This window comes from Bacillus sp. FSL R5-0422 (assembly GCF_038610765.1).
In the GTDB taxonomy this organism is placed as follows: Bacteria; Bacillota; Bacilli; order Bacillales; family Bacillaceae; genus Bacillus; species Bacillus pumilus_O.
This window is the reverse complement of sequence record NZ_CP152014.1, coordinates 3,574,160-3,589,677: the sequence shown is the minus strand read 5'-3', so window position 1 is coordinate 3,589,677 and position 15,518 is coordinate 3,574,160. Positions and strand designations below refer to the sequence as shown.

The window sequence follows — 15,518 nt, the reverse complement described above, 5'->3', positions numbered from 1 at the left end:
GAACATGAGCTTGCAGTTCAGTGTACTAGCGAGCGGAAGTACGGGGAACGCTTTTTATTTAGAAACAGGCGAGCATGCCTTTTTAGTGGATGCTGGTTTAAGCGGCAAACAAATGGTCGAATTGCTGAGTCAAATCGACCGCAAGCCCGAAGACTTGGACGGTATTTTTGTGACACATGAGCACTCAGATCATATTAAAGGACTTGGTGTCATGGCAAGAAAGTACAAGCTTCCTGTCTATGCAAATGCGAAAACATGGAAGGCGATGGAGTCTCATATCGGGAAGATTGATACAGAGCAAAAATTCCATTTTGATATGGAAACTGTCCAATCCTTTGGCGGCCTCGATGTTGAGTCCTTTGGCGTCTCACATGATGCGGCTGAGCCCATGTTTTACGTGTTCCATTATGGAGGGCGCAAACTTGCCCTAATGACGGATACAGGCTATGTGAGTGATCGTATGAAAGGCATCATACAGTCAGCCAATACATTTGTATTTGAGAGCAATCATGATGTCGGTATGCTGCAAATGGGTAGATACCCGTGGAGCATTAAGCGTAGAATTCTGAGCGATGTCGGACATGTTTCAAATGAAGATGCCGCTCTTGCGATGACAGATGTCATTGGAGATGCCACCTCACGCATTTACTTGGCTCACTTGAGTCAAGACAACAACATGAAGGATTTAGCCCGTATGGCGGTCCAGCAAACGCTTGAGATGAAAGGCTTTGTTGTCGGGGATGGCTTTGATTTATATGATACGGATCCGAAAAAAGCAACCCCGCTTTGCGCCGTATGATTTTTACAATCGTATGATTAAGATAAGAGCTTCTTACCAACACTATATACATCATCTATTCACTGAAAGGAAGGAAACATAGTGGATTATCGCGATGTAGAGTGGAAGCCGAGACGAAGCAGAAAAGGATATTTCCTATCTGGTCTAATCGGTGTATTGGTAGGAGCTTTTTTAATGGGATTCTTTTTCCCCTATGTATCAGGACAGAGCGGCAGTCCCTTTGGATGGCAGCAGAACGGAGATGGGCAAGCAGCACAGGGCCCTTTAAAGACCGTCAATGTGAATGTCAATGATGCGGTCACAAAAGTCGTATCGAATATGTCAGATACGGTTGTCGGCGTTATTAATATACAAAAGTCGAGCTTTTGGGAAGAAGGCGGAGAGGCAGGCAGCGGGTCAGGTGTGATTTATAAGAAAAAGGGTGACACCTTTTATATCGTGACCAACCATCATGTCATCAAAGGTGCCAACCAGCTTGAAGTGAGTCTTCAGGATGGGACAAGAATTGGCGCCAATCTTGTCGGAAGCGATCAGCTCATGGATTTAGCGGTTCTCACCGTCAAAAGTGATAAGATCAAACAAACCGCAGCCTTCGGTAATTCAGACCATGTGAAGCCCGGTGAGCCAGTGATCGCCATTGGAAATCCATTAGGGCTTGAATTCGCAGGCTCTGTCACACAAGGTGTCATTTCAGGAACGGAACGTGCGATTCCTGTAGACTCGAATGGAGACGGACAGGCGGATTGGAATGCGGAGGTACTGCAAACAGATGCCGCCATCAATCCAGGGAACAGCGGTGGTGCCCTGATCAATATGGACGGAAAAGTGATCGGTATCAACTCAATGAAGATTGCCGAATCAGAAGTAGAAGGCATCGGACTGTCTATCCCAGCGAACCTCGTCATCCCTGTCATAGAGGATTTAGAGCGCTACGGAGAGGTGAAACGTCCGTACCTAGGTGTTGGCATGAAATCATTAGCAGATATTGCGAGCTACCACTGGGAGGAAACATTGAAGCTGCCATCTAACGTCACATCAGGCGTTGTCGTGATGAGTGTCGAGCCTTTGTCTCCGGCAGGAAAAGCGGGGCTAAAAGAGCTGGATGTCGTCACTTCCTTTGATGGCAAGAGTGTACAGAATATCGTAGACCTTCGTAAGTATTTATATCAAAAGAAAGTCGGCGACAAGGTAAAGGTACAGTTTTACCGAAGCGGAAAGAAAAAATCAGTAGAAATCAAACTTTCTCAAACCGACCGATTCGGCGGGTGACCAGTTCCTTGAGAGGACTGGTTTTTTTTGCATGCTCATCATATGATGAAGGAAAGGGGGCGATACAGTTGGTTACACTACAGCCAATGTCACAGACGGATTACGATGTATTGATGGAGAAGGCCATTCAGCGGTACGCAGAAGAAAAGGTACGCGCAGGGACTTGGGAAGAGGAAGAATCACTTGCAAACGCCGAAGAACAATTTGATCGGCTCCTTCCTGAAGGTCTACAGACAGAGCATCATGAGCTATGGAATCTCTTGAATGGAGAAGAGGCGATTGGCTGGGTTTGGCTTTGTTATGACCCGAATCATCCACAGAAGGAAGGATTCATTTATAACTTTTTCTTATTCGAAACTTATCGAGGGAAAGGCTTTGCAAAGCAGGCCATTGCTGCATTAGAGGAAGAGGCAAAGTCATTAGGAGTGCAAAAACTTTCGCTTCATGTCTTTGCACATAATCAAATTGCCCGTTCACTGTATGAGAAGACGGGATTTGAAGAAACCGGAATCTATATGAGTAAACCTTTATCATAAAGAAGAAGCACCGTGCGGATTGCATGCGGTGCTTTTTTATGAGGAGCTCATGGCATCTTCAGCCGTGACTCTGTATATATCGACTTTGCATTTCACGAAAGCGCGAATGATCGCTGGAACTTGAGCTTCTGAACGAATTAACAATGAGGTCTCGTCATCACTGATCACAAGATCTGTTCCGACAGTTTGTAAGTACTGCGTGAGAACAGGCTTCACCTCATCATCAATCCACGCATGCTTGAAGGTTGCACGTATGTTTGAGGATGTGATGGTTTTCTCTTGAGGATGTGTATGGGGGGACACTAATTTTCCTTCAGAAATAAAAGCCGTTTTGGTACAAATACTATTTGTGAACATTGGGCGATCAGCCGTTAAAAAGACGGTTTTCCCTTCATGTTTTAACGTGTCAATGACCTGCTGGATGTGCAAGATCGAATCTGCATCAATATCGGCAAAAGGCTCGTCGAGTAAAACAAATTCAGGTCGATGGGCGATAGCCTGCGCCATGCCGAGTCGTTTCTTCATACCAGGTGTGAAGGAACCGACCTTTTCCTGATGATAGTGATCTAAGCCGACAAATTCGAGCAGTTCTTCATAATCACTCGTTTTCTGACGCGTCCCGGTGATTTTTGATAAGTAGGCAAGATGTTCAAGTGCCGTCAGCCCTTCATATAAATCCGTATATTCAGGCAGAACACCGATATGCTGCCTCACCTTTTTTAATGAAGGCATATCCATCATCGTAAATGTCCCAGAGGTGGGTCGGGAAATTCCCGTAATGATATTGAAAAACGTCGTCTTTCCAGAACCCTTCGGTCCAATGAGTCCGAAGATATCGCCACGATTGACATCAAGGGTAATGTGATCTATCGCGACTTTTGTCCGATATTTTTTTGTGAGTTCTTTTGTATGTAGCATTTAGACATCCCTCCTTTGAAATAGGAGTGCTGTTCCAATAAGTAATACAACGGTTAATGCTGTATTCATGAGTACATAAGTCAGCGGTTCACTCAAGCGCGCATAATAATAAGGCGTCATATATTGGAACCAATGAATCAATCGTTCTGAAGAAAGAACCGATATCATACTGACGATCGGGAAAAGAAAGGAAAACAACATCCCAACAAACATTGATTTCTGCGGGGTTGGAAAGAGCATGGACAAAAATAAAGCACATGAGATACCGACACTGATAAAGGTTAAGATTTTTAACGCATCAGAGAACAAAAAACGATGTGAAATCATCATATTCAGTACATATGTTGTCATAATACAGCTGAGCCAAAATAGCATTAGTCCAAGATATTTACCGATAATAATGTTTAAACGGGTGGTTTTACTGACGAGAAAACGAATGGTTTTCAAATGGATTTCTCGACTCAAAATATCATGAGACAATAAGAAAATAAGGAAGAAACCAAATAGAGACATCACCAGTTCATTCCCAATGGAATAAGGATCCTTTGCCTGCTCCCATTTGTCCTGATGAGCAGCAATAAACGGTAGAGTTGAAACAAAAGTAGATAAAATGAAAATAATAACAATTGTTAAAATAGATTTTGTGCTTTTGAAGAGCTGCTTAAACTCATTCATACAGATGGTCCACACACGCTGTACCTCCCTTCATCTTTATTATACCGCTAGAAAAGAAAGACACCATATCTTGCTCTTTAACATTTGTTTAAATTTTATAAAAAGCAGACTCTTCCAGCACCAGTTGACTAACTTTTGAAAATGTTCAGAAAAATATCTTGATTTATCAAAAAACATCATGTATGATAGCTTTAATTCAAGATAGTTAAACAGGCAATGACGAGAGAAAGTACAATCATCAATTTTTCCACAGAGAGCTTCGGTAGCTGAAAAGAAGCAAAAATAATGATTCGAAAAATGGTCTCCGAGCCTCGTGCTGAACATATCTATGATATTAGTAGGACACGACGAGAGTTGGTACTCGTTATCAAAACCACAGTATATGAGCCAGATTGGAGCTTTGTACTTGTAGAGGCTGTTTAGCGCGAGCAAACAGTAAATAAAGGTGGTACCACGAGACAAATACCTCGTCCTTATGATTCAAAGATAAGGATGGGGTATTTTTTATTGTCCACTTTTTTCATACAAATGTTCAAATGTTCCACGTGAAACGCCACATCCATTTTTTCAAATGAAAGGGAGATTGACATGAGTGAACATGCATTGGTTTTACAATCAGATTTTGGCATTGATGATGGAGCGGTCAGCGCTATGTACGGAGTGGCAAATACGGTCAGCAGCAGCATTCGCCTTTTTGATTTAACACACAATATTCCGCAATATGACATTTGGGAGGCATCTTACCGCTTGCTCCAAACCGTCACGTACTGGCCGGAAGAGACGGTATTTGTATCTGTCGTTGATCCAGGCGTTGGGTCAGAAAGAAAGAGTCTTGTCGTCAAAACCACAAGCTCGCACTACATCATTACCCCAGATAACGGGACACTCACTCACGTAGCGCAGGATATAGGCATTGTAGAAGCCCGTTATTTAGATGAAACCATTAACCGGCTGCCAAAGTCGGGAAAATCACATACATTCCATGGGAGAGACATTTACGCATATACAGGTGCGAGAATTGCTTCAGGAGTGATTTCTTTTGAAGAGGTTGGGCCAAAGGCGAATATTGATGATATTATTCACCTTCCAGTCGTACAGGCTTATGCGAAAGAAGAAGTGATCACAGGGACAATTGATATTTTAGACGTGCGGTTCGGAAACCTATGGACAAACATTCATCACACGCTATTTGAACAGCTTTCAATCAATTATGGGGATGCAATAGAAGTTACCATTGCCAACGGGCCAAAAAATGTGTATAAAAATATCATGACCTATGGACGATCTTTTGCCGATTTAAAGGTAGGCGAACCACTCGTATATGTCAATTCACTCGATCATTTAGGCGTGGCGATCAATCAAGGGTCATTTGCAAAGGCTTATAACATCGGTACAGGCACAGGCTGGCGCCTTTCGATTCGCAAAGCTCCGCGCATTATATACGAATAAGAGGAGGATACATCATGGCAGGTAAACAACTTTCAACGAAAACTGTCGTTGCCATCGGAATTGGCGCAGCCGTCTTTGTCATTTTAGGACGCTTCGTCTCCATTCCAACTGGGATTCCGAATACACAAATTGAAACATCGTATGCATTCCTTGCATTAATGGCCGTGCTATTTGGTCCTGTTGCAGGCGCACTGATTGGATTTATTGGTCATCTCATTAAAGATGCGACCACATTCGGCCCTTGGTGGAGCTGGATTATCGTTTCAGGTGTTGTTGGGTTATTGATCGGCTTCATTTCGAACCGTTTAAAAGTAGAAGAGGGCGACTTTGGTTGGAAAAAGATCACGCTCTTCAATGTAGTGCAAATCAGTGTGCAGGCAATTGGCTGGTTTGTTATTGCACCATTACTCGATATAGCAATTTATGCTGAGCCAGCAAAAAAGGTATTTTTTCAGGGCTTTACCGCAGGAATCTCAAACATCATCACAGTTGGTGTACTAGGAACCATCATCATTGCGGCTTATGCGAAAACAAGAAGCAAAAGCGGCAGTCTATCGAAAGAAACATCATGAAGCAAGGTGGAACACATAAATGAAGAAACCGATGATTCAATTCGAACATTTCGGATTCCAATATCGCAGTCAGGCAGAACCGACATTGAAAGATATCAACCTGACCATCTATGAAGGTGAAAAAGTCCTCATCGCAGGCCCGTCTGGATCGGGAAAAAGCACACTAGCCCATTGCATCAATGGGCTAGTTCCTGCGTCTTATAAAGGTTCTATGGAAGGAAGTCTTCACATTGGCGGGAAAAATGCAGAGAAAGAGAACATTTTCTCCCTCTCACAGCTCGTCGGAACGGTGCTGCAAGATCCTGATGGACAATTTATCGGGCTGACCGTTGGAGAAGATATCGCATTTACACTTGAAAATGATCAAGTCACACGCGAAGAAATGAAAGCACGTGTCGAAGAAGCAGCAAGATTAACAGAGGTAGATGGGAAGCTGGCATCGTCTGTCCATGAGCTGTCAGGCGGTCAAAAACAACGTGTCGCCATTGCAGGCGTACTTGTGAACGAAGTCGACATTTTGCTGTTCGACGAACCACTTGCAAGTCTTGATCCCGCAACAGGTAAAGAAGTGATCGATCTCATTGATCGACTACAAAAACAAACGAAAAAAACGGTCGTGATGGTCGAGCACCGATTAGAGGATGTTCTTTTCCGCCAAGTCGACCGCATCATCGTTGTCAATGACGGCACGATTGCAGCAGACATGACACCAGATGAATTGCTCGCCTCAAATGTATTAGAAGCGGCGTATTTACGTGAGCCTTTATATGTAAAAGCCATGAAATATGCAGGTATTCCGATTGAAGCAGGAGATCAAATTGCGAATTTACAGCATCTTACCTTAAATGATGAGGAAAAAATGAAAATCGAGCAGTGGATGGAAGAGTCTGAGCCATTAGCTGAGCAGAATGAAGCGCAGGATTTACTAGAAGTGCGTGAGCTTAGTTTTGACTATCCGACAAGACCCAACACACTGAACAACATCTCTTTTACCGTCAAAAAAGGAGAAATGATCAGCATCGCTGGAGCCAATGGCGCAGGCAAGACGACACTATCCAAAGTGCTCTGCGCGTTTGAAAAGCCAACAAAAGGGACCATTCATCTAAATGGTGATGACATCACAGGAGATACGATCAAACAGCGCTCCGAACGAATCGGCGTCGTCATGCAAAACCCGAATCAAATGATTTCTAAACAGATGATTTTTGATGAAGTTGCATTTGGTCTCGTTTTAAGAGGCGTAAAGGAAGACGATATCAAGGAACGGGTGGAGCGAGTCCTAAAAGTATGCGGCTTATACCCATTTCGGAACTGGCCGATTTCAGCCCTCAGCTTTGGACAGAAAAAGCGCGTTACCATCGCATCAATTCTTGTATTAGATCCAGAAATTATCATTTTAGATGAGCCAACCGCCGGACAGGATTTTAGACATTACACAGAGATGATGACGTTTTTAGAGCAATTAAATCAGCAGGGCGTCACGATCTTGATGATCACCCATGACATGCATTTGATGCTCGAATACACAACAAGAACCATTGTCATATCAGATGGAGAAAAAATCGCAGATGATACACCTGCCAAAGTACTGACAGATCAGCTACTTGTTCAAAAGGCGAGCTTAAAGGAAACGTCGCTATATGAACTGGCGCTGAAAGCAGACTGGCCAAATCCAAATGAACTCGTGGAACGCTTCATTGAGGTGGACAGAAAGGAACGAATGACATGGCTGTAGACATGCTGTCTTATATTGATCGCCCGTCGCCGATTCACCGGCTGACAGGGGCAACCAAACTCATTTGCTTTATCCTCTGGTCGTCCGCAGCGATGCTCACGTATGATACAGGCGTACTAGTGTTTATGCTAGTTGCCAGTATCGTGTTCTTTCAATTGTCGAACGTGCAATTTCGTGATATCTCTTTCGTAGTGATTGTCCTGGCGGTTTTCCTAGTGATCAATAACATCGCCATTTACATCTTTGCGCCCCAGCAAGGCGTCGCGATCTACGGAGCAAAGCATGAGCTGTTTCATATTGCCGGCTGGTACAACGTCACACTTGAACAGCTTTTCTATCAGTTGAACATTACACTGAAATACGTGACAGTCATGCCAGCAGCTCTTTTATTTATTGTGACAACAAATCCAAGTGAATTCGCCTCATCGCTCAGCAGAATTGGGGTCAGCTACCGGATTTCGTATGCGGTAGCGATTGCTCTGCGCTATATTCCAGATATTCAGCGTGATTTTCGAACGATCGCGATTTCTCAACAAGCAAGAGGCATTGATTTGTCGAAGAATGAAAAACTGGGAAAACGGATCAAAAATGCGTTGTCGATTGTGATGCCGTTGATATTTTCTAGCCTAGAGCGGATTGAAACGATCAGCAATGCGATGGAGCTGCGCGGATTTGGAAAGCATAAAAAGCGCACATGGTTTACGGCGAAAGACTTTCAAAAAGCAGATTATGTGGCGTTCATATTTGTTGGTGTGGTACTGATCGTGTCGCTAGTGATTACATTTGTGAGAGGAACGAGATTTTATAACCCGTTTCTATAGAAGGAAGCCTTCACAGGAGTGGAGGCTTTTTTATTTGGTTTGTGGATAAAAGGTGTGGAAAATGGTAAAAGACTATTAACATGTGAATAAATCGGTTATATTGAACAATGAACGAAACACTTGTGAATAACGAGACAACATATTGGAGGAATTAGAAACTTATGAACAAATCACTTTATGCTTGCGCAGAACATATAGAAACCGTACTAGACATGTACATAGATGATCACGAAACGCCGCCAGAATTCAGAAAAATCGAACATACACACAGCTTATCCACAACCTGTGAATTGTGCGATGAACCTGCAATATATATAGTGGGGAACGAATGATCGGACACAAAATACACAAATTTTATCCACAATTGTTGATAACTTATATGAATAACTTGTTCTTAAGGTGGGGATGACCTGTGAATATATCAATTATCACAGTAGGAAAATTAAAAGAGAAATATTTAAAGCAAGGCATAGCCGAATACACAAAACGATTACAGGCTTATGCGAAAATCGACATCATTGAACTCGCAGACGAAAAAGCACCAGAACACCTCAGCGAGCAAGACATGAAAATCATCAAAGACAAAGAAGGCGAACGCATCCTAAGCAAAATCAACCCAGACGCCCACGTCATCGCCCTCGCCATCGAAGGAAAAATGAAAACTTCCGAAGAATTAGCCGATACAATAGATAAGCTGGCAACATACGGAAAAAGCAAGGTGTGTTTTGTCATAGGGGGATCCCTTGGTTTAAGCGACGCCGTCATGCAGCGTGCGAATGAGAAGCTGTCGTTTTCGAGGATGACGTTCCCGCATCAGTTGATGAGGCTGGTGTTGGTGGAACAGATTTATCGGACGTTTCGGATTGTGCGGGGGGAGCCTTATCATAAGTGAATTCTTTTAAATGAAGATAATTTTTCCATATAAAATGTATACTTAAATAATCCAGTAGTCAAAAAGGAGTGACATAATTGACTGTTAGTAAAACGCTAAATAACATTTTGTATATATTATCTTTAGTTTTTCTGGTAGGGTCGATTATAATGTATCTCCTAAAAGAAGAAACATTGGGATGGACGACATTTTTCGGAACAGATGCACTTACTCTTTACGGATTAGTAGCTACTTTTTTAAGTATGTTAGCAATGAAAATAAATTTTATTCGAAAGACATTTAGATGGATCCTTTTAAATCTAAGTTTGACTAAAATCAACTATGAATTATCTATGGTTGTTGATAGTAATTCATCTACAAAAGAAATTTATGATGTTATCTTAAAAAGTATAAATGAATCTGATGTTTATAGAAATAATGAATTTGAAGTTTATAATAAGAAAAGTATGTTAATTAGATTTTCAGTAGTTGCAATGAATTCAACGATTTCTATAAAGGAACAAGAAGTTACATCTGAATATCAGACAGATAATACAAAATATTCTAGTAGACATAAAATAGAGATAAAAAGTGTTGAAAATTTTAAAAGTATGAATAAAGTTATTAATTTCACACTCAATATAATGACAGATAAATTACAACAAGAAGATTTAAATTTTAATAAATTTTATTTAAAGGTTAAAAAAAACAGTACAGAATATAATTTTTTGAATATAAATAATCTTCTTTTAGATAAATCATTTGACATTATTTATTCTGAAACTCAAATTCAAAAATCTAATTCAAATATTGCTATTAATGCTCATGAAGGGATAACCATATCCGCAAGAAGCAGAGGGGAATTTGTAATAGCAATAGATTTGCTAAAAGATATATTAGTAAGTTAATAAAAGGGGAGATTTAAATGGGATTTGTAATTACGGTAAATAAAATAAAAAGAAAACCAAGTGATTTTGAAGAAGTTGTAATAGGGCAAGAAACGATACAGTTAGAGGGAAGTTCAGCAGTTGCGGAAACTAAGATATATAAACCGCAACTTAGCTCGGAGTTGCAGGGAATGAACGCAGAACATGAAGAAATAGAAGATGAAATCGATGAAGATTTTATTGAGGTTTTTCCAGATGAGGAAGTGGAACAGGTGACTTTAATTCCGGGAGGGGATATAACAGACTATGAAAAGTATATATTGAAGCATTCTCAAAAGTACCCGATAGTTGGTGTATTAAATCAAAGAGAATTCAAAGAAATACTGAGAATTTTTAGCTTCGATGTTTATATAAATAATTCCTATGCTATCAGCTATTCGAAACACAAAGGAAAATTTGCTCAATCAGCATTCAAACGTTTATCGGATACTACTGATTTTAAGAGTGATCCATATGAATTAAACTTATTAGATGCTTTAGAAAACATTATTACTAGTGATAGTGGGATAACTATTAAAGCAGGTTGGTTTGCCAATTTAGGACTAGCTAATTTGGATAGTGTCCTATTACGTGGAGAAGATGTTGACCAAGCCGCAGACTGGAAAAGATTTAAAAGGACAGCAGGAGCATCATTATCTAATATTGAATTATTAGTAGAAGATGATGCTTTTCCTAACAATAGTATTGCTATCTCTTTAAGTAAGAGAGGCATCCTTTACTGTAAACGAAATATCTCTCCAGAGAAAAGTTTAGAATTAACTGATAGAATTTTTAAAATAGTTCTTGGAGGGGAATAAAACGTAACTAAAAGCTCTTAGATTAGTAATCTAAGAGCTTTTTGAGATAATTTTATTTTTTATATAAACAGCCGCCCTAACTATTTTGTTAAAACAAAACCATTTATTACAATATATATTGTTTAAAAAAAACCATATTATTCCGATATATGGTGTATAAGGATAATAGAGGGGTGTTAGTATAAATGGCAATTACATTACCAGAAAATATTAAAAGTACTGCTACTGCAGGAGAGCGAATTTTATTTCGAACATTAAAGGAATATCTACCCGAAGAGTATATTGTACATTATGAGCCTAATATCGATGGATTTAGACCAGACTTTGTGATAATTGGTCCTGATTTAGGAGTTTTAGTTTTGGAAGTAAAAGATTACACCAAAAATACAATAAGAGAGCTAAACGATAATACCTGGGGCATTTTAAATTCTTCTGGTGATTTACATAGAGTGAAGAGTCCCCTAGTTCAATCAAGAGAGTATGCTTTTAAAATAAAAGATATGCTTGAGAAAGACATTGATTTAATCAATACAGAAGGGAAATATCAGTTTAAATTAAAGTTTCCTTATGGTTATGGTGTCGTCTTCACTCGGCTTCATGAAGAACAACTTTTAAAAAATAAAGTATATGAGGTTATTGATCCACATTTTATTTTATCGCGTGACCAGATTGATCCAGATAATGACCATTTTGATCCTGAGATCTTAATAGAAAAATTGTTTGATATGTTTCATGTGCCTTTCAAGTTAAATACTCCACTATCATCTGACGAATTAGAAAGGATTCGTTATCATCTATACAAAGAAATACGCGTTGGAGCAGATGTTGAACCAGTCCCTTACCAAGACAAACTGTTATTATCTTTTCGGAACATCAAAACGATGGATCTACATCAAGAAAACTTGGCTAAACAGATTGGTGATAAACATCGGCTAATTAGAGGAGTAGCAGGAAGCGGTAAAACCTTAATCTTAGCGACTCGAGCAAAAATGTTAGCTGAACAACATCCGAATTGGAAGATATTAATACTCTGTTACAATGTAGCTTTGAAACAAAATATTAAACAAATGATTCATTCTAAATTTACAGAACCAGATGATTTTCTGACATCCGATCATAGAAAAACACCAAACTTAAATAATATACAAATATTAAATTTTCATCAATGGATTAAAAAAGAGCATGGCATTTCAGAACTTGAAATAGATGACTACATTGAAAAAATAGAAAATGATGCTTTAACTCCTGTAAAGTATGATGCCATTTTAATTGACGAAGGACAGGACTTTGAAGGGAGCTGGCTGCATCTCATCAGCTTATGCTTAGATCCAGAGACGCAATCTTTACTTTTAGTAGAAGATAGAGCGCAAGATATCTATCGGAAAAGTAGAAGTTATGTGAAAGATACGGGGCTTGATTTTAGAGGTAGATCTAGAATCTTAAATATAAATTATCGTAATACGTCACAAATTGTGGATTTCGGATGGAAATTTTACGATAGCCATAGAGCTTTAGATCTTAAATTAAAACAAGAACAGACAGAGACAATAGAAATCATCCCTCCAAAAAAGACGAAACGTAAAGGGCCAGAGGTAGAGCTTTTAAGATGTAATACCTTTAAAGAAGAAATAGAGGAGATTACTAAACAAATAGTGGGTCAACATAATGAAAAGAACATACCTTACTCTGAAATTGCCATTTTATATCGAATAAAGGGATATAATAACCATTATATATCAGCGATTCAATCGGAATTTCAAACAAAGAATATTCCTTACAATTGGATAACTGAAAATGGTGCAACTAAACATATGTTCAATCCAGAGGAAGAGACAGTCAAAATTTGTTCTCTCGATAGTAGTAAAGGTCTTGACTTCCAATCCGTTTTTATTGTGAAAGCTGATCTGATGCCATTAAAGTATGAAGAGGATCAAGAAAAAGAAGTGTCTTTAATGTATATAGGGATGACTCGTGCTAAAGAGTACCTATCAATATCCTATTCAGGCGTCTCTTCGTTTACTCAGTATTTTGAGGATGCAAAGCAAAAAGAGCCGACATTTAATCAATAATTTTAAATAGTAAAAGGTATGGGAATTCATTCATTTCCCATACCTTTTTTCATGTAAGAAGAAAAGAAGACTCTTTTTAATAAATATCGTATTATATATAATGAAAACTTAGTTAAAAAAACGATTACAGCAGGTATTGGGAACGATCACATATTCAATCTACAATTACTTAAAGGAGACTTCCATGAGTTTTAAAGCTGACTTTAAACGTGAAATGAGTAACGTAATAAAAGACGTAGAAAAAGAAATAAATAAAACATGGAAAATTGAATATAAAGGACATTCTATAGAAATTACAAACCAAATAAAAGAAGAGCAACTAATCATTGATGGTGTGACAGTTGATAAAAAGCAACGAAAAAGTGTAATGTCTCATATAATTCCATATTCAAAATTATCAGGAATATTGGAAATTAAAGATGGTACAAAACACAAAGTGTCCGTTAAACTTGGTGGGTATGTACGATTTCGTTGTATTGTGAAGGTAGATCATGAAACGGTTTTAGATGATTCAATGAAGATAGAATTTCTACCATGGGATCATAAAGAGAAAATCGTTCCCTTTATTCAACAACAAATTCAAACACATCATAAAATAGTAGATGATCGTTTACCCGATGAAGATTATTTATTTGACGAAAATGAACCACGATTGGCTCCCGGTTTATCTGATTATTATGTAGATGAACGACCTGCCCCTTTTTATGTGAAGAAATTATTGAAGCTTTTTGCAAAACAACTAAATCATCCTACAAATGAAACAAGAAAGAAAACATATGAAAAAGTCATTTCTAACATTATGGCGAGCCGCAGCAGTGAGTTAATTGAACGATTTCAACAAACACAATGTGATGAATCCCGTGTACAGCAAGAAGCGTTATGGCTTCTTGAGCATGCGGCCCATCGGGAGGTCGTCAAATTTGCAGTTATGATACTGGGATGTACGAACTGTGAAAAATACAAAGAGCTTTTATTCACAATAGGTATGCATGAAGAATTTACTTCTTATGTCGTGATTGCATTGAAGAATGGCACAATTCAAGGAAACGAACATGTTTGGGGTCTTGCAAAGTCCGTTGATGGATGGGGGAAGATTTCGGCTGTTGAGCAATTGGAAGCATCGACGCCAGAAATAAAACGATGGCTACTAACAAAGGGCTGCGAAAATACAATCATGAATGAATACTTAGGCTATACTTGTGCTCTTCATGGTGATCTGGAATCAGCTTTATCAGAAGATGAAATTTCCAAAGAATTATATGATGGAGCGAGCCTCATCATTCAAGCATTATTAGAAGATGAGGTTTCTATCTACGGTATCGAAGAGTATCCAAATGCAAGCTCGGTTCTCTGCCGTTTTATTCATCATGCTCGTAAGCACTGCCAAACAATTGAGGACTTTTATCCAATTTTGAAAATAAATGAGTTTTTAAATGATGAACAAGAGGTTTGGGAAGAACGATTGAATGATTCAGGGACACAGGGTGATTATAAGGCTGTCAAGGAAGCGGTTCAACCGTTTATCAATGACAGTAGATGGCCAAAGCTTGCAATCGATTCGTTACAACAGGGTTTTAGCTCCCAAGCACTTAAAATTGCTCTCTTTTATCGTTTAGATGTGATTGAACGTCTATTTGCTTTACTTGAGAAAGATCCGGCAAATAGTGAAATATACTTTGCTGTTATGGACACAAATCATCACCAGCATATTAGAGAGCTTTGTACATTTGCAGAAACACATTTATCGTTATCAAACCTCTCAGATGATGAAGTGGCTTGTCTACAATATATTGTGCAAGATTTATATGAACACGACGGTGTAGGATTGCCATTGATTCAAGCTGCACTTAGATCAGATGATGGAAATTTACAGTATCATGCTTTAAGTGTATTAAAAGAATGGTCTCCTTCGTATTCACAGCAAGCGGCCACAAGGGAATTGATTGAACATATTTCTGTGAAGACGAAGGATAAAGAAGATCGAAAATTAGCCAAACATTTGTTAAAGAAATAATATTTGATTAAGTACCGCATAACAATTTAGCGGGGATAAAACTTAA

The 15,518-nt window shown here is 39.1% G+C and carries 15 protein-coding genes and 1 other annotated feature; of the genes, 13 read left to right on the top strand and 2 right to left on the bottom strand.

Annotated elements, in window-relative coordinates:
- Positions 1–4: 4 nt before the first annotated feature.
- The 3 genes from MKX52_RS18360 (at position 5) to MKX52_RS18350 (ending at position 2,604) form a co-directional block, all read left to right on the top strand.
- Positions 5–799, top strand: a complete 795-nt coding sequence (locus MKX52_RS18360; protein ID WP_012011877.1) for an MBL fold metallo-hydrolase — start codon at positions 5–7, stop codon at positions 797–799.
- 81 nt (positions 800–880) lie between these two features.
- On the top strand, positions 881–2,068 hold the full coding sequence (locus MKX52_RS18355) for a S1C family serine protease (RefSeq protein WP_088001938.1): 1,188 nt from the start codon (positions 881–883) through the stop codon (positions 2,066–2,068).
- Positions 2,069–2,136: 68 nt separating this feature from the next.
- Complete coding sequence (locus MKX52_RS18350; protein WP_342491218.1) at positions 2,137–2,604, top strand: GNAT family N-acetyltransferase; 468 nt, start codon at positions 2,137–2,139, stop codon at positions 2,602–2,604.
- Positions 2,605–2,640: 36 nt separating this feature from the next.
- Here MKX52_RS18350 and MKX52_RS18345 read toward each other — a convergent pair whose 3' ends face one another.
- Complete coding sequence (locus MKX52_RS18345; RefSeq protein WP_342491217.1) at positions 2,641–3,522, bottom strand: ABC transporter ATP-binding protein; 882 nt, start codon at positions 3,520–3,522, stop codon at positions 2,641–2,643.
- On the bottom strand, positions 3,523–4,212 hold the full coding sequence (locus MKX52_RS18340; protein WP_342491216.1) for an ABC transporter permease subunit: 690 nt from the start codon (positions 4,210–4,212) through the stop codon (positions 3,523–3,525).
- 192 nt (positions 4,213–4,404) lie between these two features.
- Positions 4,405–4,675 (top strand) — a binding site (T-box leader).
- A gap of 110 nt (positions 4,676–4,785) precedes the next feature.
- Between MKX52_RS18340 and MKX52_RS18335 the strand changes: the two genes are divergently transcribed.
- From MKX52_RS18335 to MKX52_RS18290, 10 genes are all read left to right on the top strand, one after another.
- Positions 4,786–5,646, top strand: a complete 861-nt coding sequence (locus MKX52_RS18335) for an S-adenosyl-l-methionine hydroxide adenosyltransferase family protein (protein WP_012011872.1) — start codon at positions 4,786–4,788, stop codon at positions 5,644–5,646.
- A gap of 14 nt (positions 5,647–5,660) precedes the next feature.
- Complete coding sequence (locus tag MKX52_RS18330; RefSeq protein ID WP_117732834.1) at positions 5,661–6,218, top strand: ECF-type riboflavin transporter substrate-binding protein; 558 nt, start codon at positions 5,661–5,663, stop codon at positions 6,216–6,218.
- A 19-nt stretch (positions 6,219–6,237) separates the two neighbouring features.
- Positions 6,238–7,953 carry an ABC transporter ATP-binding protein gene (locus MKX52_RS18325; protein ID WP_342491215.1) on the top strand — a complete coding sequence of 572 codons (1,716 nt, stop codon included), beginning with the start codon at positions 6,238–6,240 and terminating at the stop codon, positions 7,951–7,953.
- A complete protein-coding gene (locus MKX52_RS18320; RefSeq protein ID WP_012011869.1) occupies positions 7,944–8,774 on the top strand; it encodes an energy-coupling factor transporter transmembrane component T in 831 nt (276 codons plus the stop codon). The genes MKX52_RS18325 and MKX52_RS18320 overlap by 10 nt, the downstream gene beginning before the upstream one ends.
- A 161-nt stretch (positions 8,775–8,935) precedes the next feature.
- Positions 8,936–9,106, top strand: a complete 171-nt coding sequence (locus MKX52_RS18315; RefSeq protein ID WP_008360116.1) for a CxxH/CxxC protein — start codon at positions 8,936–8,938, stop codon at positions 9,104–9,106.
- An 80-nt stretch (positions 9,107–9,186) separates the two neighbouring features.
- Positions 9,187–9,666, top strand: coding sequence for a 23S rRNA (pseudouridine(1915)-N(3))-methyltransferase RlmH (gene rlmH / locus MKX52_RS18310; protein ID WP_342491214.1), 480 nt, complete (start codon positions 9,187–9,189; stop codon positions 9,664–9,666).
- A gap of 77 nt (positions 9,667–9,743) precedes the next feature.
- Entirely contained in the window at positions 9,744–10,553 is an 810-nt protein-coding gene (locus MKX52_RS18305; RefSeq protein ID WP_342491213.1) for a hypothetical protein, read from the top strand.
- Positions 10,554–10,570: 17 nt separating this feature from the next.
- Positions 10,571–11,389, top strand: a complete 819-nt coding sequence (locus tag MKX52_RS18300; RefSeq protein WP_342491212.1) for a hypothetical protein — start codon at positions 10,571–10,573, stop codon at positions 11,387–11,389.
- A gap of 185 nt (positions 11,390–11,574) precedes the next feature.
- Positions 11,575–13,458, top strand: a complete 1,884-nt coding sequence (locus MKX52_RS18295) for a 3'-5' exonuclease (protein WP_342491211.1) — start codon at positions 11,575–11,577, stop codon at positions 13,456–13,458.
- Between the two features lie 184 nt (positions 13,459–13,642).
- Entirely contained in the window at positions 13,643–15,472 is a 1,830-nt protein-coding gene (locus MKX52_RS18290) for a hypothetical protein (protein ID WP_342491210.1), read from the top strand.
- The last annotated feature ends 46 nt before the right edge of the window (positions 15,473–15,518 follow it).

Bases quoted from the DNA above. Each gene is read 5' to 3' on its own strand.
- MKX52_RS18290 (WP_342491210.1), top strand. From the start codon at position 13,643: ATGAGTTTTAAAGCTGACTTTAAACGTGAAATGAGTAACGTAATAAAA.
- MKX52_RS18330 (WP_117732834.1), top strand. From the start codon at position 5,661: ATGGCAGGTAAACAACTTTCAACGAAAACTGTCGTTGCCATCGGAATT.
- MKX52_RS18325 (WP_342491215.1), top strand. From the start codon at position 6,238: ATGAAGAAACCGATGATTCAATTCGAACATTTCGGATTCCAATATCGC.
- MKX52_RS18300 (WP_342491212.1), top strand. From the start codon at position 10,571: ATGGGATTTGTAATTACGGTAAATAAAATAAAAAGAAAACCAAGTGAT.
- MKX52_RS18315 (WP_008360116.1), top strand. From the start codon at position 8,936: ATGAACAAATCACTTTATGCTTGCGCAGAACATATAGAAACCGTACTA.
- MKX52_RS18335 (WP_012011872.1), top strand. From the start codon at position 4,786: ATGAGTGAACATGCATTGGTTTTACAATCAGATTTTGGCATTGATGAT.
- MKX52_RS18295 (WP_342491211.1), top strand. From the start codon at position 11,575: ATGGCAATTACATTACCAGAAAATATTAAAAGTACTGCTACTGCAGGA.
- MKX52_RS18320 (WP_012011869.1), top strand. From the start codon at position 7,944: ATGGCTGTAGACATGCTGTCTTATATTGATCGCCCGTCGCCGATTCAC.
- MKX52_RS18345 (WP_342491217.1), bottom strand. From the start codon at position 3,522: ATGCTACATACAAAAGAACTCACAAAAAAATATCGGACAAAAGTCGCG.
- MKX52_RS18360 (WP_012011877.1), top strand. From the start codon at position 5: ATGAGCTTGCAGTTCAGTGTACTAGCGAGCGGAAGTACGGGGAACGCT.